The organism is Streptomyces sp. S186, from assembly GCF_051603415.1.
In the GTDB taxonomy this organism is placed as follows: domain Bacteria; phylum Actinomycetota; class Actinomycetes; order Streptomycetales; family Streptomycetaceae; genus Streptomyces.
Window position 1 is genome coordinate 3,560,705 of sequence record NZ_CP193932.1, and the last position, 19,403, is coordinate 3,580,107.

Here is a 19,403-nt window from a genome sequence, read left to right on the forward strand (position 1 = left end):
GCGGGTGGTCCTACCGGCGGGCAGGCTGCGCGGACGCGGATTTCCCGTCCGACGTGGAAGAACGCGCGGGTGCGCGGCCGGCGGCCGGTTCGTCCGCGCCGCCGTCCTTCTTCGCGCCCTGGGCGACGTCCTCCTGTGCCTTGGCCTCCGCGGCGGCCCGCTCCACCTTCTCCGGCACCACGAAGCGGTAGCCGACGTTGCGGACCGTGCCGATCAGCGACTCGTGCTCGGGGCCGAGCTTGGCGCGCAGCCGCCGGACGTGCACGTCCACCGTGCGCGTACCGCCGAAGTAGTCGTAGCCCCACACCTCCTGGAGGAGCTGGGCGCGGGTGAAGACCCGGCCCGGGTGCTGCGCCAGGTACTTCAGCAGCTCGAACTCCTTGAAGGTCAGGTCCAGGACCCGGCCCTTGAGCTTGGCGCTGTAGGTGGCCTCGTCCACGGAGAGATCGCCGGTGCGGATCTCCATCGGGCCGTTGTCGGTGGTGATCTGCTGGCGGCCCATCGCCAGCCGCAGCCGCGCCTCCACCTCGGCCGGCCCGGCGGTGTCCAGCATCACGTCGTCGACGCCCCAGTCGGCGGTGACGGCGGCCAGTCCGCCCTCCGTGACCACCAGCACCAGCGGACAGCCGGGCCCGGTGGAGCGCAGCAGCTGGCACAGGGACCGCACATGCGGAAGATCACGGCGGCCGTCGATCAGTATGACGTCGGCCCCTGGGGTGTCGATCAGGGCCGGGCCCTCGGCGGGGGCCACCCGGACGCTGTGCAGCAGCAGGCCGAGCGCCGGAAGCACCTCCGTCGATGGCTGGAGGGCGTTGGTCAGCAGCAGAAGCGAACTCACTTCCGACCACCTACCCGATTTCCGGCGAGCTTCATCCTGAAAGGCTCGCTGTCCTGCACGCTTCGCTTGCCCATGACGTCTGGTTCCTCCTCGGTCCCTGCGACGGGGGCACCACCCGGCCCTGGCCGGGGGTCTGCGGCACTGCTTCGTACGGGTGCTCCCGGTCACACGCTTTGCGTGCGTGAAAGCACAAAAGGACCCGGGGGCGACGCTGCCCGGATCCTTCTTGCCCAGCAGAATAGCTCACATGAGCTGCGGACCCGAGGCCGACTTCGCACCTTCTTGTGTTCCGTCGATCACTTCGAGTGGTCAGCGGGCGGTGCTGTTGACGGACGACGGCGTGCGCATCGAGGCCGCGCGCACCCCCCGTGTCCCGCTTCAACAGGCCCCTTTCGCGCCTTCCCCGGGGCCGCCGTCCGCGCCCGTGGGCGACCTCGCCCTGGTGCTCGCGCACGGCTTCACCGGCTCCCTCGACCGGCCCGCGCTGCGCCGCACCGCGGCCGCGTTGTCCCAGCATGCGGACGTGATCACGTTCTCCTTCCGGGGACACGGCGGGTCCGGCGGACGCTCCACCGTCGGCGACCGCGAGGTCCACGACCTGACCGCCGCGATCCGCTGGGCCCGCTCCCTGGGCCACCGCCGGATCGTCACCGTCGGCTTCTCCATGGGCGGCTCGGTCGTGCTCCGGCAGGCCGCCCTGCACGGCCGGCGGGGGCCGGACGGCGGCCGGGGGGAGCACGGGGAGCGCACGGGTGCGTGCCCCGATGCAGTGGTCGCGGTCAGTGCCCCCGCCCGGTGGTACTACCGGGGCACCGCGTCGATGCGCCGCCTCCACTGGGCCGTCACGCGTCCGACCGGCCGCCTGGTCTCCCGCGTCGGCCTGCGCACCCGGATCCACCCCGAGCAGTGGGACCCGGTGCCGCTCTCCCCCACCGAGGCCGTCCCGCTGATCGCCCCGACCCCGCTGCTCCTCGTCCACGGCGACCGCGATCCCTACTTCCCGGTGGACCACCCCCGCATGCTGATGGCCGCCGCCGACCCCGCCACCACCGCGCTCTGGCTGGAACGGGGCTTCGGCCACGCGGAGAACGCCGCCGGGCCGGAGCTGCTGCGGCGGATCGGCGCGTGGGCGGTGGCGCGGGCCGGGACGGGGGTGCCCCCGCCCCCTGCTCCTTGAGAGCTCGGGGGAGCTCGGGGCAGGGAGCCGGCCCGCCGCGCGTCAGCCCGTCTCCACGACCGCCTCCGCGAACTGGGCCGCGTACAGGCGGGCGTACGCCCCGTCCGCGGCCAAAAGCGTGTCGTGGGTGCCCTGTTCGACGATGGAGCCGTCCTCCATGACCAGGATGAGGTCGGCGTCCCGGATGGTGGAGAGGCGGTGCGCTATGACGAAACTGGTGCGGCCGCTGCGGAGTTGGGCCATGGCCTGCTGGATGAGGACCTCGGTGCGGGTGTCGACGGAGCTGGTCGCCTCGTCCAGGACGAGGATGGCCGGCTCCGCGAGGAAGGCGCGGGCGATGGTGATCAGCTGCTTCTCGCCGACGGAGACATTGCCGCCCTCCTCGTCGATGACGGTGTCGTAGCCGTCGGGGAGGGTGCGCACGAAACGGTCGACATGGGTGGCCCGGGCGGCCGCGACGACCTTGTCGCGGGAGGTGCCCTCGGGGGCGCCGTAGGCGATGTTCTCGGCGATGGTGCCGCCGAAGAGCCAGGTGTCCTGGAGGACCATGCCGATATGGCCGCGCAGCTCCTCGCGGGACATCTGCGCGATGTCCACGCCGTCGAGGGTGATCCGGCCGCCGCGGACCTCGTAGAACCGCATCAGGAGGTTGACCAGGGTGGTCTTGCCGGCGCCGGTCGGGCCGACGACGGCGATGGTCTGGCCGGGGCGGACGGTGAGCGAGAGGTCCTCGATGAGCGGCTTGCTCTCGTCGTAGCGGAAGGAGACGTGCTCGAAGGCGACCTTGCCGGTGACCTGCCCGGGGCGGGCCGGCGCCGCCGCGTCCGGGTCCTGCTCGTCGGCGTCGAGGAGTTCGAAGACCCGCTCGGCGGAGGCGACGCCGGACTGGACGAGGTTGGCCATCGAGGCGACCTGGGTCAGCGGCTGGCTGAACTGGCGGCTGTACTGGACGAACGCCTGGACGTCGCCGATGGACAGCGCGCCGGAGGCGACGCGCAGGCCGCCGGCCACGGCCACCAGCACGTAGTTGAGGTTGCCGATGAACATCATCGCGGGCTGGATGATGCCGGAGATGAACTGGGCCTTGAAACCCGCCGCGTAGAGCGCCTCGTTCTGCTCGCGGAAGAGCTCGGCGGACTCCTTCTGCCGGCCGAAGACCTTGACCAGCGAGTGCCCGGTGTACATCTCCTCGATGTGCGCGTTGAGCTTGCCGGTGGTCTTCCACTGCTGGACGAACTGCGGCTGGGCGCGCTTGCCGACCTTGGTGGCGACCACGACCGAGACCGGCACCGTGAGCAGCGCGACCAGCGCCAGCAGCGGGGATATCCAGAACATCATCACCAGCACGCCCACGATCGTCAGCAGTGAGACCACGATCTGGCTGAGGGTCTGCTGGAGCGTCTGCTGGATGTTGTCGATGTCGTTGGTGGCGCGGGAGAGCACCTCGCCGCGCTGCTGCCGGTCGAAGTAGCTCAGCGGCAGCCGGGCCAGCTTCTCCTCGACCTGTTCGCGCAGCCGGAAGACGGTGCGCTGGACGACGCGGGTGGCGATCCGGGCCTGGACGAAGCCGAAGAGCGCCGAGCCGGCGTAGATCAGCACGACCCACAGCAGGACCGTGCCGACCGCGCCGAAGTCGGTGTGCGGGCTCGGGTCCACCGGCATGCCGGCGACCAGGTCCGCGAGCCCGCCCTGACCGTGCGCCCGCAGGAACTCGGCGGCCTGCGCCCTCGTCAGGCCCTCGGGCAGATGACGGCCGACGATGCCGGCCATGATCAAGTCGGTGGCCCGGCCCAGGACCTTCGGCCCGACGACGGTCAGCGCCACGCTGAGCACGCCCAGCAGCAGCGCGACGGCCATGATGCCGCGCTCCGGGCGCATCTGGGCCAGCAGGCGCTTGCCGGAGCCCTTGAAGTCCATCGACTTGTCGATCGGGCCGCCCATCATGCGGGCCATCGGGCCGGCGCCGGGGGCCGGGCCGCGGCGGGGCGCCGAGGCGGGGGCCGGGCCGGCGGCGCCGGCGGGCGGCCCCTCGGAAGCCCCGTCCGCGTCGGCTATCGGGCCCTGTTCGTCTGCTTTGCCCGCGCTGGTCATGCCGCCTCCTGCTCGGTGAGCTGGGAGAGCACGATCTCCCGGTAGGTCTCGTTGCCGGCCATCAGCTCGGCATGGGTGCCGGTCCCCACGATCCGGCCCTCGTCCAGGACCACGATCCGGTCGGCGCCGCGGATCGTGGCGACCCGCTGGGCGACGATCACCACGGTGGCCCGGTCGGTCTCCCGGGCCAGCGCGGCGCGCAGGGCCGCGTCGGTGGCGTAGTCGAGGGCGGAGAAGGAGTCGTCGAAGAGATAGATCTCCGGTTTGCGGACCAGGGCGCGGGCGATCGCCAGCCGCTGCCGCTGACCGCCGGAGACGTTGGAGCCGCCCTGCGCGACCGGCGCGTCCAGACCGCCCGCCATCCGCTCGACGAAGTCCCTGGCCTGCGCGATCTCCAGCGCGTGCCACAACTCCTCGTCGGTGGCGTCGGGGTTGCCGTACCGCAGGTTGCTGGCGACCGTCCCGGAGAAGAGGTACGGCTTCTGCGGCACCAGGCCGATCACGGAGGCCAGCGTCTCCGGGGCCAGGGTGCGCACGTCCTCGCCGTCGACCAGGACCGTGCCGCCGGTGGCGTCGAACAGCCGGGGCACCAGCCCGAGGAGAGTGGACTTGCCGGCGCCGGTGGAGCCGATGACGGCGGTGGTCTCGCCGGGGCGGGCGATCAGGTCGATGTCCCGCAGGACCGGCTGCTCCGCGCCGGGGAAGCGGAACTCCACGCCCCGCAGCTCCAGTTCACCGTGCCGGCGCAGCGCGGTGACCGGCTCGGCGGGCGGGGTGACGCTGGACTCGGTCGCCAGCACCTCCTGGATGCGCTCGGCGCAGACCTCGGCGCGCGGCAGCATCATCACCATGAACGTCGCCATCATGATCGACATCAGGATGTACATCAGGTAGCTGAGGAAGGCCGTCAGCGCCCCGATCTCCATCTCCCGCGCGTCGATGCGCAGTCCGCCGAACCACACGACGGCCACGCTGGAGAGGTTCACGATCAGCATGACCAGCGGGAACATCATCGACATCAGCCGGCCGGCGCGCATCGAGACGTCGTAGAGATCGGTGTTGGCCCCGGCGAACCGCTCGCGCTCGTAGCCGTCGCGGACGAAGGCGCGGATGACGCGGATGCCGGCGATCTGCTCGCGCAGCACGCGGTTGACGGTGTCGATGCGCTCCTGCACCCCGCGGAACAGCGGACGCATCCGGCGCACGATCAGTGAGACGAGGATCCCGAGTACCGGGACGATGACCAGGAGGAGCGCCGACAGCGGCACGTCCTGGTTGAGCGCCATGACGATGCCGCCGACGCACATGATCGGCGCCGAGACCATCATCGTGAACGTCAGCAGGACCAGCATCTGGACCTGCTGGACGTCGTTGGTGGTGCGGGTGATCAGCGACGGGGCGCCGAAGCCGCCCAGTTCGCGGGCGGAGAAGGACTGCACCCGGTCGAAGACGGCGGCCCGGACGTCCCGGCCGAGCGCCATGGCCGTACGGGCACCGAAGTAGACCGCGCCGATCGCGCAGGCGATCTGGAGCACCGTCACCGCGATCATGAAGCCGCCGACGCGGAGGATGTGGCCGGTGTCCCCCTTGACGACACCGTTGTCGATGATGTCGGCGTTGAGGGTGGGCAGATACAGCGTGGCCAGTGTCTGGATCAGCTGGAGCAGGACGACGAGGGATATGGAGCGCCTGTAGGGCCGCAGATGCGCCCGCGCGAGTCGGAGCAACACAGCCTGAAAGCCTATGCGAACGCTTGCCTTCGGCAACCGAATTTCTCCGAACAGCGCAGGTATCGGCACGGATCGCCGGAAAGTCTTTACTCGAACTTGCCCGGACTTGCCCGGAACCGGACCGGCCGCCGCGTACGCCATCATGGAGGCGGCAAGAGCCCCCGACATGAAGAGGCCGCCGTGACAACAACTGGCACCGTGCGCTACTGGGCCGCGGCCAAGGCCGCCGCGGGCGCCGCAGAGGAGCCGTACGCGGCGGCGACGCTCGCCGAGGCGCTGGACGCGGCCCGCGCCGCGCACGCCGCGAACCCGGAGTTCGCGCGCGTCCTGCTGCGCTGTTCCTTCCTGGTGGACGGCGCCCAGGTCGGCTCCCGCGATCATGCGGAGGTGCCGCTGACCCAGGGCGGCACCGTCGAGGTCCTGCCGCCGTTCGCCGGAGGATGAGCAGAGGGCCATGAGCGACAACCAGCCGCAGCACCAGAACCCGTACGACGGGTACGACCCGTATGCCCACCCGTCACCCGACCACCGCCCCTCAACGACACCGTTGCACGGCGACACCTCCCGCTACGCTCCTACGCCTGAGTACGACCCTCAGGCCCCCTATGGCACCTCGTACGGGCAGCAGCCCTACGACCCCTATCTGCAGCAGCCCCAGCAGCCGCAGCACCCCGAGGCCCAGCAGCCCCAGCCCCAACAGCACCAGCCCCAACAGCCGTACGGCTACGAGGCATTCGGGCAGCAGCAGCCGCACCACCCCACCGCGCCCTACGAAGGCCAGGACGCCTACGGACACGGGCACGACACCTACGGGCAGGACGCCTACGCCGCCCCGGCGCCCCCACCGCACCAGGGCAGGCACGCCGCACCCCAGCCCCCCTACGAGGCCGCCGAGGCCACGCAGGGGATCACACACGGGGCCACCGCCACCGCCGAGCCGGTGCCGGCCGGCCACCCGGAGCCGCCGGCCGCCGCGGCCGCCGCCCCTACGGCCCCGCTGAAGCCCAACCAGCTCGCCCGCCTCGAAGGCCGCTCGCCGATCATCCCGCCCGGTATCCAGCCGGCCGCGCTGACCGCGCTGCTCGCCCTGCTGCTGGCGCTGGCCGCCCCGGTCGCCCGCCCGGTCCTGGCGGTTCCGGTGGTGCTGCTCCAGGCCGTCACCGCCGCCGGCTGGTTCCGGCTCAACGGCATGTGGCCGGCCCGTCAGGGCATCGCGCTGGCCTTCCTGGGCGGACTGGCCACCGACGCCGGGCTGCTGGCCACCCCGCACGAGGACGCGCCGCTGGTGGCCATCGGCACGCTCGGCGTGTGGTGCCTGCTGGTCATCGTCCTGCAGCTGCGCAACCGCTCCGGCGCGGACGAGCGGATGTACGCGCTCACCGCGGGCCTGACGGCGTCCGCGCTGGCAGTGCTCGCCGCCGGCCAGCTGGCCGCCGACCCGGACGCGGTGGTGGTCGGCGCCACCGCGGTCGCCCTGGCGGCGCTCGCCCGGGCACTGCCGCTGCCCGGCCCGCTCACCCTGGTGCTCGGCCTGCTGGCCGGCGTCGGCGGCGGCATCGCGGCCGGCCAGCTGACCGGCATGGGGACCGCCGGCGCCCTGCTGGGCCTGGCCGCCGGCGGCTGCGCCCTGATCGGCCTGCGGGTGGCCAGCTACGACTACCCGTCGAAGTTCGTCCACATGACCGCGGGCGTCGCCCTGCCGCTGGCCCTCGCGGCCCCCGCGGTCTACGTCCTGGGCCGGGCGCTGGGATAGCCCGGGCCCGCCACCACGCAGCGCCGCGGCGGCCGTACGGAGCGCAGGGTTCCGCGCCCCGGCACGGCCGCCGCTGCCGTTCCGGGGACCGGGTCGTCTAGGGTTCCCCGGAAGCGCGGGCTGGGGGCCCGCGTACGGATTTGACGGATTTGACGGATTTTGACGCCACGCAGTCGGGGCGGGCCCCGGTCCGGCTGCTGTCACAAGTGGGGGTAGTGATTCGATGCGCGCACTCAAAGTGCTGCTGGTGCTCGTCGTGATATTCGGCGGGCTGTTCGTGGCGGCCGACCGCGTGGCGGTCAATCTCGCCGAGAGCAAGGCCGCGGACAAGCTCCGCAGCATGAACGGGATCACCTCGACGCCCGAGGTCTCCATCAAGGGCTTCCCGTTCCTGACCCAGGTCGCCGGGCGGAACCTCGACGAGGTGGACGCCGAGCTCGACCACGTGGCGGCGCGTTCCGAGGGCCGCACGCTGACCCTGAAGCACCTCTCGGCGCAGTTCCACGACGTCGCGCTGACCAGCGACTACACCTCCATCGACAGCGCCGCCTCGGCGACCGCCACCGCCCAGATCAGCTTCGCGGACATGACCGCCGCGGCCGGCGGCGGCGTGAAGATCTCCTACGGCGGCGAGAAGAACGGCCGCGCGCAGGTCAAGATCTCCCCCAACATCCCGCTGCTCAGCTCGTTCGACATCACCGGCTCGATCGAGATCGTCCACGGCGACACCGTCCAGGTGCGGGCCGGCGCCATCCCCGCGATGTGCCGGGCGCTCCCCGGCTGCGAGCGCAAGGTGCGGGACCAGACCGACCACGGCTGGAAGCTGGACCAACTGCCGGGCAGCCTGAAGCTGGAGAAGGTCACCACGACCGCGCAGGGCATCACGGTCACCGCGTCCGGGACGGACGTCAAGCTCACCCACTGAGCCGCCCCCGGGTGGCGGACCGCCCCACCGGCCGCCGCCCGGGCCCACCGCCCCGGTCCATTTCCTGAGACGCCCCGGTCCGTACGCCAGACCCCCACCTGCGGCGGCGCTCCGCCGCGCGTTCCGCGCCGCTCCTCCCGGCGCACGCATCCCGCATCGCGGACAATCACATCTCGCCATTTGACACACCGGTGACATGCCGCGCTCCGCCTCCCTACCATCGGCCCCATGCAGAGCGCATTGAGCGGTCTCCGTCCACGGGGACAGGCGGTACTGACGAAGCGGCGGGCAGTCGACCTGTGCCGCGTCGCCGCCATGCTCTGTCGCCCTGTCTGACGGGCCGTTCGTCCCCGTCACCCCAGCCGGCCGGCCGCCCTCTGAGGCCGCCCGCCTCCCCGTCACCGGTCCCCCGTACAGCGCCGCGCGCCCGATCGCGCCGCGCCGTCCGGCGTACGCGTGCACCCCTCAAGCCCGCCCCCCCGCAACTGCCCCGGAGGAGAGAAGACCATGAGCCGTAGCGACGTCCTCGTAGACGCCGACTGGGTCGAGGCCCACCTGGAGGACCCGAAGGTCGTGCTCGTCGAGGTCGACGAGGACACCTCGGCCTACGACAAGAACCACATCAAGAACGCCGTCCGGATCGACTGGAAGAAGGACCTCCAGGACCCGGTCCGCCGCGACTTCGTCGACCAGGAGGGCTTCGATAAGCTGCTCTCCGCGAAGGGCATCGCCAACGACGACACGGTGATCCTCTACGGCGGCAACAACAACTGGTTCGCGGCGTACGCCTACTGGTACTTCAAGCTCTACGGCCACGACAGCGTCAAGCTGCTCGACGGCGGCCGCAAGAAGTGGGAGCTGGACTCCCGCGACCTGGTCGACGGCTCCGAGGTCCCCAGGCGCCCGGCGACGGAGTACAAGGCCAAGGCCCAGGACACCTCGATCCGCGCCTTCCGTGACGACGTGGTCGCCGCGATCGGCACCAAGAACCTCGTCGACGTCCGCTCGCCCGACGAGTTCAGCGGCAAGCTGCTGGCCCCCGCGCACCTGCCGCAGGAGCAGTCGCAGCGCCCCGGCCACGTGCCCGGCGCCCGCAACATCCCGTGGTCGAAGAACGCCAACGACGACGGCACCTTCAAGTCGGACGACGAGCTCACGGCCCTCTACGAGGCGGAGGCCGTCGACCTCGCCAAGGACACCATCGCCTACTGCCGGATCGGTGAGCGCTCCGCGCTGACCTGGTTCGTGCTGCACGAGCTGCTCGGCCAGACCAACGTCCGCAACTACGACGGTTCCTGGACCGAGTACGGCTCGCTGGTCGGCGTCCCGATCGAGCTCGGCGCCAACAAGTAATCCCGAGAGCCCCCTCCCTACCCCTCAAGGAAGTACCCCCATGTGTGGAGCACAGGCCGGCGGCCCGGACGCCTCGACCATCAAGCCCGGTGAGACCACCATCCAGGGCAGCGTGACCCGCGACGGCCAGCCCGTCACCGGTTACGTCCGCCTGCTGGACCGCACCGGCGAGTTCACCGCCGAGGTCCCCACCTCCGCGACCGGACAGTTCCGCTTCTACGCGGCCGAGGGCGACTGGACGGTACGCGCCCTCGTGCCGGGCGGCACCGCGGACCGTAAGGTCGTCGTCCAGGAGGGCGGGGTGGCGGAGGTCGCCATCGCCGTCTGACGGCACGCGCGCGACGGACCCGCGATCCGGGTCCGTACGGCCGGAGGGCCGCACCCCAGGGGTTTGGACGCCTTGGCTGTGGGGTGCGGCCCTCCGTGCTGTTGCGGTGCGGCGGGCCGCCCGCGCGGGCCCTCCTCCGGGCTTCTTTCCGGGGCACGGCGGACTTACCGTGGAGGTATGTCCGCGCATGCGCACCGCCGGCTCACCCCGCCGCAGCGCCGCCACCGCAGGTACTTCGTCCTGATGGGCGTGTGCCTGATGCTGTTCGTGCTGGCGTGGAGCGTGGTGCGGCTGTGGTCCGTGCCGGCCGCGGTCGCGATGTGCGTCGTCGCCATGGTCATCCCGCCCTGCGCGGCCGTCGTCGGCAACCGCCGCGAGCCCGGTGAGCGCTGGTGGGACGAGTCCGGCGACCCGGAGTCCGACCGCTGGTGGCGCGAGCTGGACGACCGCGACGACGAGGACCGCCGCCGGAGCTAGCGGACCGCCGCCGGAGCTAGAGCCCGCGCCCCCTGGCGTCAGTAGACGAGCGCCTGCACGCCGTCCGGCATGATCTCGCTGACGAACAGCTGGGAGCCGGCGATGCCCGCCCCCTCGATCAGGTCCTTCTCCTCGATGCCGCGCCGCGCCGCACACTGCGTGCAGACCGTGATCGCCCCGCCGCCCGCGCGGATCCCGTCGATCAGCTCCGGCAGCGGCGCCGCGTGCGGCAGCTCGAACTCCGCCGCCCGGCCCGGCAGCGCGAACCACACCGACTCCCCGGTCAGCCACAGCGACACCTCGACACCGCTGGCCACCGCCACCGCCGCCACCGTGAACGCCTGCGAGCACCGCTCGGGCGCGTCCGCGCCCGCCGTCACCTTGATCACCAGCTTCTTCGCCATGGGCCCAGCGTAGGCGCGGCGGACCTCACGCGGACCTCACAGCGCCGCCGCCGGGGGCGCCGACTAGACTCGCAGGCGGTCCGTAACACCTCACTCCGCCCAAGGAGCGCGCTCGTGCTTGAGGCATTCTTCACCACCCTGCTGGTTCTGGTCGCCGTCGGCGTGATCGCGTTCGCCGGGCTGACCTGGAAGAAGCTGTACCAGGGCCAGCGCTGACCCCGCCCACCCGTCGCCCCACAGATCGCCTGAGCTCATGATCGAGATCCCGTCCGACCTGAACCCGTCGCTGGTCCCGCTGGCCTTCCTCCTCGGCCGCTGGGAGGGCGCCGGCGTCTTCGCCCGTGTCGGAGACGCCGATGCACAGGCTCCCGGCGTCGACAAGTGCAACTTCGGCCAGGAGGTCGTCTTCTCCCACGACGGCCGCGACTTCCTCGAGTACACCTCGCACACCTGGGTGCTCGACGAAGAGGGCAAGAAGGTCGCCCCGCTGGAGACCGAGAACGGCTTCTGGCGCGTGGACGCGGACCGCAAGGTCGAGGTCGTGATGACCCGCGACCAGGGCGTCGTCGAGATCTGGTACGGCGAGCTGGCCGACCAGAAGCCGCAGATCGACCTGGCCACCGACGCCATCGCACGGACCGCCGCGGCCAGCCCGTACAGCGGCGGCAAGCGGCTCTACGGCTACGTCAAGGGCGACCTGATGTGGGTCGGCGAGAAGTCCACGCCGGAGGTCCCGCTGCGCCCGTACATGTCCGCGCAGCTGAAGAAGGTCACCGACCTCAAGGAGTGGGCCGAGAGCCTGCCCGACGACATGCCGGACGGCGTCGCCTTCTTCCGCCCGGACGGCACGCCGTACGAGGGCTGACGCCCGGGGCCGCCCGGCCCGCAACCATCACGCATGACGCGCCCCGCGGGGGAAGTCCGGTGAGAGTCCGGCGCTGACCCGCAACGGTAAGCGGACGCCCCGCACGGGGCGCGTTCCGCAAGCCCGATCGCCCGCGGCGGCGCCGCATCCGCACCGACTCGCCGTGGACTGCGAGGGGACGCCGCCGACGCCCGGCACGGGCCGCCGCTCCTTACGTACACACGCGGCCCGAGCCGAAGGTCCGACCACCCTTGGCACGTCCCGCCCGCACCCTCCCCCTGGCCGCGGCTCTCACCGCCGTCCTGCTCGCCTCGCTGCTGTGCGGGACCGCCCTGGGCGCCGCCGGCATCGGCTGGCCGCAGGTCCTGCGCTATCTGGGCGCCGGCCTGACCGGCGGCACCATACGCCCCGACGAGGTCTCCGCCTACACCATCGTCTGGGAGCTGCGGTTCCCCCGCGCGGTGCTCGCCGCCGTCGTCGGCGCCGGCCTCTCGGCCATCGGCGTCGCCGTCCAGGCCCTGGTCCGCAACGCCCTCGCCGACCCCTTCGTGCTCGGCATCTCCTCCGGCGCCGCGGTCGGCGCCAACACCGTCCTGCTCTTCGGGGCGCTGGGCGCGCTCGGCATCTGGGCGCTGTCCGCCTCGGCCTTCGTCTCCGCGCTGCTGGCCATGGCCCTCGTCTACGCGGCCGCCCGCACCGCCCACGGGCTGACCCCGATGCGGCTGGTGCTGACCGGCACCGCGATGTACTACGGCTTCTCCGCGATCACCACCCTGATGGTGTTCACCGCCGACCGCGGCGAGGCGGCCCGCTCGGCGATGATGTGGCTGCTGGGCAGCCTCAGCGGGGCCGGCTGGGGCTCGGTCCCGATCGCCGCCGTGGCGGTCGCCGCGGCCCTGGCCCATCTGCTGCTCTCCGCGGGCCGGCTGAACGCCCTGGCCATGGGGGACGAGACCGCCGCGGCGCTGGGCGTGGACCCCGAGCGGCTGCGCCGCGAGCTGTTCGTGGTGGCGGCCGCGGCCACTGGCGCGGTGGTCGCGGTCAGCGGCGCGATCGGCTTCGTCGGGCTGATGGTGCCGCACGCCACCCGGATGCTGGTCGGTGCCGACCACCGCCGGGTGCTGGCCGTCGCGCCGCTGCTCGGCGCGGTGCTGCTGGTCTGGGTCGATCTGCTCTCCCGGGTGCTGCTGGCCCCCGTCGAGCTGCCCGTCGGGGTGCTCACCGCCGTGGTCGGCGTCCCCTGCTTCGTGCTGCTGATGCGGCGGCGCGGCTACACCTTCGGAGGCGGTGCCTGATGCGGCTGGACATCACCGGGCTGTCGGTGGCGGTGGCCGGGCGGCACCTCGTCCACGACATCGGCCTGACCGCCGACAGCGGGCGGATCGTCGGGCTCGTCGGCCCCAACGGCAGTGGAAAGTCGACCCTGTTGCGCTGTGTCTACCGCGCGCTGCGCCCGGCCGCCGGCACCGTCCGGCTCGACGGCACCGACCTGCACGGGCTCACCGCCCGCGAGGCCGCCCGGCTGCTGGCCGCCCTGCCCCAGGAGGGCGGCACCGACTTCGACTTCACCGCCGCCGAGGTCGTCGCGATGGGACGGCTGCCGCACCAGCGCGGCTCCGGCCGGCCCAGCGCCGCGGACCGCGGGATCTGCGACCGGGCGCTGGCCCGGGTCGGCGCCGCCCACCTCGCCGAACGCGGCTTCCTGCGGCTCTCCGGCGGCGAGAAGCAGCGGGTGCTGATCGCCCGCGCGCTGGCCCAGGAGCCGCGGGTGCTGGTCCTGGACGAACCCACCAACCACCTCGACATCGCACAGCAGTTGGAGGTCCTGGCGCTGGTCCGGGACAGCGGGCCGACGGTGCTCGCCGCGCTGCACGACCTCAACCTCGCCGCCGTGCACTGCGACGAGCTGTACGTCCTCGCCGGCGGCCGGATCGTCGCCTCCGGCGCGCCGCACGACGTCCTCACCGCCGAGCTGCTCGCTTCAGTCTTCGGCGTCCGCGCGCACCGCGTGCGCCACCCCGAAACCGGCGCCGTCCAGCTGCTGTTCGACCGCCTGCCCGCCTCCTGAGCCCCCGAGGAACCCGAGCCCCCATGCCGAACGCCTCCCGCGCCGCCCGCCGCGGCCTGCGCCCCGCCGCCCTGCTCGCCGCCCTGGCCCTCGCCCTCACCGGCTGCGGCGCCCACGTCGCCAAGGAGCGCGTCGCCGGCGACGACACCGGCGACCGCGCCTCCGGGCACTACCCCGTCACCGTCACCAACTGCGGCACCCCGGCCACCTATACGCACGCCCCGCGCCGCGTGGTCACCAACGACGTCGGCATCACCGAGATCATGTTCGCGCTGGGCCTGGAGGGCCGGATGGCCGGCTACGCCATGCCCGACGACAAGGGCGACCTGTCCAAGGTCCCCTGGAAGGCCGCCTACGGCAAAGTCCCCCGGCTCTCCAACAAGGCCCTCACCAAGGAGATGGCCCTGGACGCCAGGGCCGACCTGGTCTTCGCCGGCTGGAACTACGGCTTCGGCGAGGGCAACGGCCTGACCCCCGCCGCCCTGAAGAAGCTCGGCATCGGCTCCTATGTGCTGACCGAGTCCTGCCACAACGGCACCGACGGCGGCGCCCGCGGCGTGATGCCGCCCCTGGAGGCGCTCTACGCCGACCTCGCCGCCCTCGGGAAGATCTTCGACGTCGAGGACCGCGCCCAGGCCCTGATCCGTACGTACAAGAAGCAGGTCGCCGAGGCCGCCGCGCACGCCCCGGCCCACCGCCCCACCGTCTTCCTCTACGACGACGGCCGCGACAAGCCGCTGACCGCCGGCCGGTACGCCGGCCCGCACGACATCATCACCAAGGCCGGCGGCGACAACGTCATGAAGGACCTCAAGGACTCCTGGACCGCCGTCGGCTGGGAGACCGTCGTCGCCCGCGACCCCGACGTCATCGTCATCAACAACTACGGGGACACCACCGCCGCACAGAAGAAGGCGTTCCTGGAGTCCTACCCCCCGCTCGCCGACGTCTCCGCGATCCGCAACCACCGCATCTACGTCATGGACTACGCCGAACTCGTCGAGAGCCCCCGCAACCCCACCGCCATCAGCGACCTGGCCCGCTATCTGCGGGGCGTGCACACCGGCTGATCCCGGGGCGGCGCGGAGGCGGTCCGGGGGCACGGCAGGGATGGCCGACTCGGGGGCATGCGCCGCGCCCGGCCGCCCTCCTACACTGGCCGTGTGGTGACCACCGACTGGCAGAGCGACCTCCGCAGGCGCGGATACCGCCTGACCCCGCAGCGGCAACTCGTCCTGGAGGCGGTCGACAGGCTGGAGCACGCCACGCCGGACGACATCCTCACCGAGGTGCGCAAGACCGCCGGCGGCATCAACATCTCCACCGTCTACCGCACGCTGGAGCTGCTGGAGGAGCTGGAGCTGGTCAGCCACGCCCACCTCGGGCACGGGGCGCCCACCTACCACCTCGCCGACCGCCACCACCACCTCCACCTGGTGTGCCGGGACTGCACCGATGTCATCGAGGCGGACGTGTCGGTCGCCGCGCCGTTCACCGCCACCCTCCGCGAGCAGTTCGGCTTCGACACCGACCTGAAGCACTTCGCGATCTTCGGCCGGTGCACGGCCTGCACGGACCGGGCGGCGCAGGGCGGCGAGCGCGCCAAGGGGAACGAGTAGGACCGGCGCCGCTGGTCGTAGGCTGGCCCCATGCTGCGACATTCATCCGCCAGCCCTCTGCTGTCGCTGCCCGGCGCCGTCCCCGCCGAGGCCCCCGACGAAGGCGTCGCCGCGCACTACGGCGACCTGTTCCGGGAGCAGCGCGCCCTCGCCGACGGATCCGGCTTCGTGGACCTCTCGCACCGCGGCGTGCTGACCGTCAGCGGACCCGAGCGGCTGAGCTGGCTCCATCTGCTGCTCACCCAGCACGTCAGTGAACTCCCGCCCGGCCAGGCCACCGAGGCGCTGATCCTCTCCGCGCACGGCCATGTCGAGCACGCGCTCTACCTGGTCGACGACGGCGCGACGACCTGGATGCACACCGAGCCCGGCAAACAGGAGGCGGTGCTCGCCTATCTGGAGAGCATGAAGTTCTTCTACCGGGTCGAGGTCGCCGACCGCACCGGGGAGTTCGCCGTCGTCCACCTCCCGGCCGGCTCCATCACCGAGGCCCCCGAGGGCACCGTCGTCCGGGAGACCCCGCACGGCCGCGACGTCTTCCTGCCCCGCGCCGAGCTGGAGTCCTTCGCCGCGGCGCACGGGCCCGCGATCGGCGTCCTGGCGCTGGAGGCGCTGCGCGTGGAGGCGCACCGCCCGCGGCTGGGCCTGGAGACCGACCACCGCACCATCCCGCACGAGGTCGGCTGGATCGGCAGCGCGGTCCATCTCCAGAAGGGCTGCTACCGCGGCCAGGAGACCGTCGCCCGGGTCCAGAACCTCGGCAAGCCGCCGCGCCGTCTGGTCTTCCTCCACCTCGACGGCAGCGAGGTCCACCTCCCGCCGCACGGGACGCCGATCCGGCTGGCCGCGGACGGCGAGGAGGGCCGCCAGCTCGGCTTCGTCACCACCTCGGCCCGCCATCACGAACTCGGCCCGATCGCCCTGGCCCTGGTCAAGCGGAACGTACCGACCGACGCCCCCCTGATCGCGGGCACCACCGCGGCATCCCAGGAGGTCGTGGTCGAGCCATGACGGGGGGCAGGCCTCCGGGAATCGGTCCGGCCCGCCCGCTCCGTCCCGTTGCGGGCCGTGCCGCCGCGGTTCGTGCCGCCGCGGTTCGTGCCGTTGCGGGCCCGTTCCGTTACGAGCCGAGGAAACCGCCGCCCCGCCTCGCCCCGCACCGCCTCTCGCCCCGTTGTGGCTCGGGAATACCGCCCGCCCCTGCCCCGTTGTGGCCCCGCAGGGGGCCTTCGCGTCCCCTAGGGCATCCGTTCCCCCTCCCCCTACGAGCCGCCCGCCCCCCACGCCCCCTCAGACCTCGACGAGCACCGTGAACGGCCCGTCGTTCGTCAGCGACACCTTCATGTCCGCGCCGAACCGTCCGGTCGCCACCTGCGCGCCCAGCGCCCGCAGCTGGGCGACCACCTCGTCGACCAGCGGTTCGGCGACGGGGCCGGGGGCGGCGGCGTGCCAGGTGGGGCGACGGCCCTTGCGCGCGTCACCGTAGAGAGTGAACTGGCTGATCACCAGCAGCGGCGCCCCGTTGTCCGAGGAGGACTTCTCGCCCTGGAGGATCCGCAGCGTCCACAGCTTCCGGGCGAGCTGTGCGGCCTTCTCCGGGGTGTCGTCGTGCGTGACGCCCACCAGGGCGCACAGCCCCTCCCCGACGATCTCCCCGACCGTCTCGCCCGCCACGTCGACGCGTGCGCCGTTCACCCTCTGCACCACAGCTCGCATACCCGCCATGATGCCCGGCCGTCCCGGGCGCCCCGCGCGGGTACCCCCACAAGGGCCGTTCGAGTGCCATGGCCCTGCACACGGCCCGCACACAGTGGCACGATGCGTGCACGCGGTGCGTTTCACGGACACCATGCCCTGGATGCGGCACCGGACGAGGGGACGGAACGATCCATGACCACACTCGGCGCCGGCCGGACACCCGGCCCCGTGCCAACCGCCCGTACTGCACCGGCCGGCAGCCCGCCGCCGGCCCGCCCCGCCCCGCCGTCCGGCGGTACGAGACCGGCAGCCCCGGAGACCCCGACCGCCCCGGAGGCCCCGCACGCACCGACCACCACCACCCCGGCGCCGGCTCCCGCCGCGCCCGCCCGTACCAAGGACGACCCCATGCTCCAGGCAGGCCAGGCACCGAGTGCCCGCCCCCCGCAGCAGCGCGACCGCTTCCGGCCGGCCGGCTCGCCCGAGCTGTCCGGGCTGAGCCTGCCCGAACTGCGCGTGGTGCGCCGCGACTGCCAGCAGGAGGAGGCCGACCTCAGCTATCTGCGGCGGCTGCTGCAGGGCCGGATCGACATCCTGCGCGCCGAGACCGCCCGCCGCACCGGCTCGCACTCGCCGCTGCTGGACCGGCTGCCGGAGATCCTCACCGACCTGCCGTCGCGCCAGCGCTCGTCCGCGCGCCATGTGACGCTGGGCACCCCGCACAGCGAGGAGTACCGCCGGCTCGCCGACGAGATGCTGGGCGAGGTCGAGCTGTCGGACCTCACGGCCCGTACGGACGAGGAGTTGCAGGACGGGATGGGGCGGCTGATCCGCTACGAGCGGCAGATCTCGCTGCGCCGGCAGTCCCTTCAGCGCACGACCGACGATTGCAGTGCGGAAATCGCGCGAAGGTACCGTGAAGGCGAAGCACAAGTAGACGACCTGCTGTCCTGACCGGTCACGAGCCGCCTCCGGGGGAGCGGGTCCCCGTCTCCCGGAAGGCCGGCCGTGACCTCGTCGCAGACCTCGTCCTCGTCCACCCCGATATCCGAGCCGGCGCCGTCCGCGGCGACCGCCGTCCCGTCGGGTCCCGCGATCCCGTCGCCGGTGCTCGCCGAGGTCGTCCGCTCCGGCTTCGTCGAGGGGCGGCACCGGGGGTCGCTGGTGGTGCTGGCGGCCGACGGGAGCGTCGAGCAGGCGCTCGGCGACGTGGCCGCGCCGGTCTTCCCCCGGTCGTCGAACAAGCCGATGCAGGCGGCGGCGATCCTGCGGGCGGGCCTGGAGCTCTCCGGGGAGCGGCTGGCGCTGGCCGCGGCGAGCCACTCCGGCGAATCGTTCCACCTCGATCTGGTACGGACCATGCTCGCCGAGCACGGGCTCACCACCGAGCACCTCCAGACGCCGCCCGACCTGCCGCTGGACCCGGAGGAGGCGGAGCGCTACCTCGCCGCCGGCCACGTCCGCGAGCCGCTGGCCATGAACTGCTCCGGCAAGCACACCGCGATGCTCGCAGCCTGCGCGCTGAACGGGTGGCCGCTGGAGACGTACCTGGAGCAGGACCACCCGCTCCAGCAGCTGGTTCTGGACATGGTGCGCACCGCGGCCGCCGAGGAGGTGGCCCACATAGGCACCGACGGCTGCGGGGCGCCGCTGATGTCGCTGTCGCTGACCGGGCTGGCGCGGGCCTACCGCCACTTCGTCCTCGCCGAGCCGGGCACGCCGGAGCGGCGGGTGGCCGACGCGATGCGGGCCCACCCCGAGTACGTCGCGGGCACCCGCCGGCCCGACACCTGGCTGATGCGGGCCCTCCCCGGCACCCTCTCCAAGATGGGCGCCGAAGCGGTGCAGGCGCTGGCCCTGCCGGACGGACGGGCCGTGGCCTTCAAGATCGACGACGGTGCGGGCCGCACCCTGGGGCCGGTCCTGGCGCGGGTCCTTCGGGGCCTGGGCGTCGACGACCCGGTGCTCGCGCGCATCGAGGACGTGCCGCTGCACGGGGGCGGCAGCCGGGTGGGGGAGATCCGGGCGGCGTTCTGAGGCCGGAGGGCGCCGGGCGGGCGGCCCTGGGCCGGTGCTC

Annotated in this window: 21 protein-coding genes; 16 read left to right on the top strand and 5 right to left on the bottom strand. The window is 72.7% G+C overall.

Annotated features, from left to right (window positions below; all coding sequences use genetic code 11):
- Nucleotides 1–10: 10 nt before the first annotated feature.
- Complete coding sequence (locus ACRAS8_RS14925) at nucleotides 11–838, bottom strand: response regulator transcription factor (protein WP_438486542.1); 828 nt, start codon at nucleotides 836–838, stop codon at nucleotides 11–13.
- Nucleotides 839–1,085: 247 nt separating this feature from the next.
- On the opposite strand from ACRAS8_RS14925, the gene ACRAS8_RS14930 reads away from it, so the two are divergent.
- A complete protein-coding gene (locus ACRAS8_RS14930) occupies nucleotides 1,086–2,015 on the top strand; it encodes an alpha/beta hydrolase family protein (RefSeq protein ID WP_438486543.1) in 930 nt (309 codons plus the stop codon).
- Between the two features lie 42 nt (nucleotides 2,016–2,057).
- Here the strand turns inward: ACRAS8_RS14930 and ACRAS8_RS14935 are convergent, their stop codons facing one another.
- Complete coding sequence (locus ACRAS8_RS14935) at nucleotides 2,058–3,968, bottom strand: ABC transporter ATP-binding protein (RefSeq protein WP_438490489.1); 1,911 nt, start codon at nucleotides 3,966–3,968, stop codon at nucleotides 2,058–2,060.
- A gap of 134 nt (nucleotides 3,969–4,102) precedes the next feature.
- Nucleotides 4,103–5,836, bottom strand: coding sequence for an ABC transporter ATP-binding protein (locus ACRAS8_RS14940; protein ID WP_438486544.1), 1,734 nt, complete (start codon nucleotides 5,834–5,836; stop codon nucleotides 4,103–4,105).
- Nucleotides 5,837–6,034: 198 nt separating this feature from the next.
- Between ACRAS8_RS14940 and ACRAS8_RS14945 the strand changes: the two genes are divergently transcribed.
- The 7 genes from ACRAS8_RS14945 (at nucleotide 6,035) to ACRAS8_RS14975 (ending at nucleotide 10,672) form a co-directional block, all read left to right on the top strand.
- Complete coding sequence (locus ACRAS8_RS14945; protein ID WP_438490490.1) at nucleotides 6,035–6,280, top strand: MoaD/ThiS family protein; 246 nt, start codon at nucleotides 6,035–6,037, stop codon at nucleotides 6,278–6,280.
- Between the two features lie 10 nt (nucleotides 6,281–6,290).
- The gene (locus ACRAS8_RS14950) at nucleotides 6,291–7,589 is read left to right on the top strand and encodes a hypothetical protein (protein WP_438486545.1); all 1,299 of its coding nucleotides are present in this window, start codon (nucleotides 6,291–6,293) and stop codon (nucleotides 7,587–7,589) included.
- 223 nt (nucleotides 7,590–7,812) lie between these two features.
- On the top strand, nucleotides 7,813–8,514 hold the full coding sequence (locus tag ACRAS8_RS14955; protein ID WP_438486546.1) for an LmeA family phospholipid-binding protein: 702 nt from the start codon (nucleotides 7,813–7,815) through the stop codon (nucleotides 8,512–8,514).
- 228 nt (nucleotides 8,515–8,742) lie between these two features.
- Nucleotides 8,743–8,850, top strand: a complete 108-nt coding sequence (locus ACRAS8_RS14960; protein WP_363152786.1) for an Ms5788A family Cys-rich leader peptide — start codon at nucleotides 8,743–8,745, stop codon at nucleotides 8,848–8,850.
- A gap of 171 nt (nucleotides 8,851–9,021) precedes the next feature.
- Nucleotides 9,022–9,867: a sulfurtransferase gene (locus tag ACRAS8_RS14965; RefSeq protein WP_438486547.1), complete on the top strand. Its 846-nt coding sequence runs from the start codon at nucleotides 9,022–9,024 to the stop codon at nucleotides 9,865–9,867.
- Between the two features lie 40 nt (nucleotides 9,868–9,907).
- Nucleotides 9,908–10,195, top strand: a complete 288-nt coding sequence (locus ACRAS8_RS14970) for a DUF1416 domain-containing protein (protein ID WP_438486548.1) — start codon at nucleotides 9,908–9,910, stop codon at nucleotides 10,193–10,195.
- A 177-nt stretch (nucleotides 10,196–10,372) separates the two neighbouring features.
- Entirely contained in the window at nucleotides 10,373–10,672 is a 300-nt protein-coding gene (locus tag ACRAS8_RS14975) for a DUF3099 domain-containing protein (RefSeq protein ID WP_352296649.1), read from the top strand.
- Nucleotides 10,673–10,710: 38 nt separating this feature from the next.
- Here ACRAS8_RS14975 and ACRAS8_RS14980 read toward each other — a convergent pair whose 3' ends face one another.
- The gene (locus tag ACRAS8_RS14980; RefSeq protein WP_438486549.1) at nucleotides 10,711–11,076 is read right to left on the bottom strand and encodes a DsrE family protein; all 366 of its coding nucleotides are present in this window, start codon (nucleotides 11,074–11,076) and stop codon (nucleotides 10,711–10,713) included.
- Nucleotides 11,077–11,329: 253 nt separating this feature from the next.
- On the opposite strand from ACRAS8_RS14980, the gene ACRAS8_RS14985 reads away from it, so the two are divergent.
- The 6 genes from ACRAS8_RS14985 to ygfZ all read left to right on the top strand — a co-directional run bounded on the left by ACRAS8_RS14985 (nucleotide 11,330) and on the right by ygfZ (nucleotide 16,639).
- The gene (locus ACRAS8_RS14985; RefSeq protein ID WP_438486550.1) at nucleotides 11,330–11,941 is read left to right on the top strand and encodes an FABP family protein; all 612 of its coding nucleotides are present in this window, start codon (nucleotides 11,330–11,332) and stop codon (nucleotides 11,939–11,941) included.
- A 251-nt stretch (nucleotides 11,942–12,192) separates the two neighbouring features.
- Entirely contained in the window at nucleotides 12,193–13,236 is a 1,044-nt protein-coding gene (locus ACRAS8_RS14990; RefSeq protein WP_438486551.1) for a FecCD family ABC transporter permease, read from the top strand.
- On the top strand, nucleotides 13,236–14,009 hold the full coding sequence (locus ACRAS8_RS14995) for an ABC transporter ATP-binding protein (RefSeq protein ID WP_438486552.1): 774 nt from the start codon (nucleotides 13,236–13,238) through the stop codon (nucleotides 14,007–14,009). Before ACRAS8_RS14990 ends, ACRAS8_RS14995 begins: the two co-directional genes overlap by 1 nt.
- Nucleotides 14,010–14,032: 23 nt before the next feature.
- On the top strand, nucleotides 14,033–15,079 hold the full coding sequence (locus tag ACRAS8_RS15000; RefSeq protein WP_438486553.1) for an ABC transporter substrate-binding protein: 1,047 nt from the start codon (nucleotides 14,033–14,035) through the stop codon (nucleotides 15,077–15,079).
- Between the two features lie 93 nt (nucleotides 15,080–15,172).
- A complete protein-coding gene (locus ACRAS8_RS15005) occupies nucleotides 15,173–15,628 on the top strand; it encodes a Fur family transcriptional regulator (RefSeq protein WP_438486554.1) in 456 nt (151 codons plus the stop codon).
- Nucleotides 15,629–15,658: 30 nt separating this feature from the next.
- Nucleotides 15,659–16,639: a CAF17-like 4Fe-4S cluster assembly/insertion protein YgfZ gene (gene ygfZ, locus ACRAS8_RS15010; protein ID WP_438486555.1), complete on the top strand. Its 981-nt coding sequence runs from the start codon at nucleotides 15,659–15,661 to the stop codon at nucleotides 16,637–16,639.
- 279 nt (nucleotides 16,640–16,918) lie between these two features.
- Here ygfZ and dtd read toward each other — a convergent pair whose 3' ends face one another.
- Nucleotides 16,919–17,344 carry a D-aminoacyl-tRNA deacylase gene (gene dtd, locus ACRAS8_RS15015; RefSeq protein WP_438486556.1) on the bottom strand — a complete coding sequence of 142 codons (426 nt, stop codon included), beginning with the start codon at nucleotides 17,342–17,344 and terminating at the stop codon, nucleotides 16,919–16,921.
- A 390-nt stretch (nucleotides 17,345–17,734) separates the two neighbouring features.
- On the opposite strand from dtd, the gene ACRAS8_RS15020 reads away from it, so the two are divergent.
- Nucleotides 17,735–18,280, top strand: coding sequence for an RsiG family protein (locus ACRAS8_RS15020; RefSeq protein WP_438490491.1), 546 nt, complete (start codon nucleotides 17,735–17,737; stop codon nucleotides 18,278–18,280).
- A 90-nt stretch (nucleotides 18,281–18,370) separates the two neighbouring features.
- A complete protein-coding gene (locus ACRAS8_RS15025) occupies nucleotides 18,371–19,363 on the top strand; it encodes an asparaginase (RefSeq protein ID WP_438490492.1) in 993 nt (330 codons plus the stop codon).
- Nucleotides 19,364–19,403 lie beyond the last annotated feature (40 nt).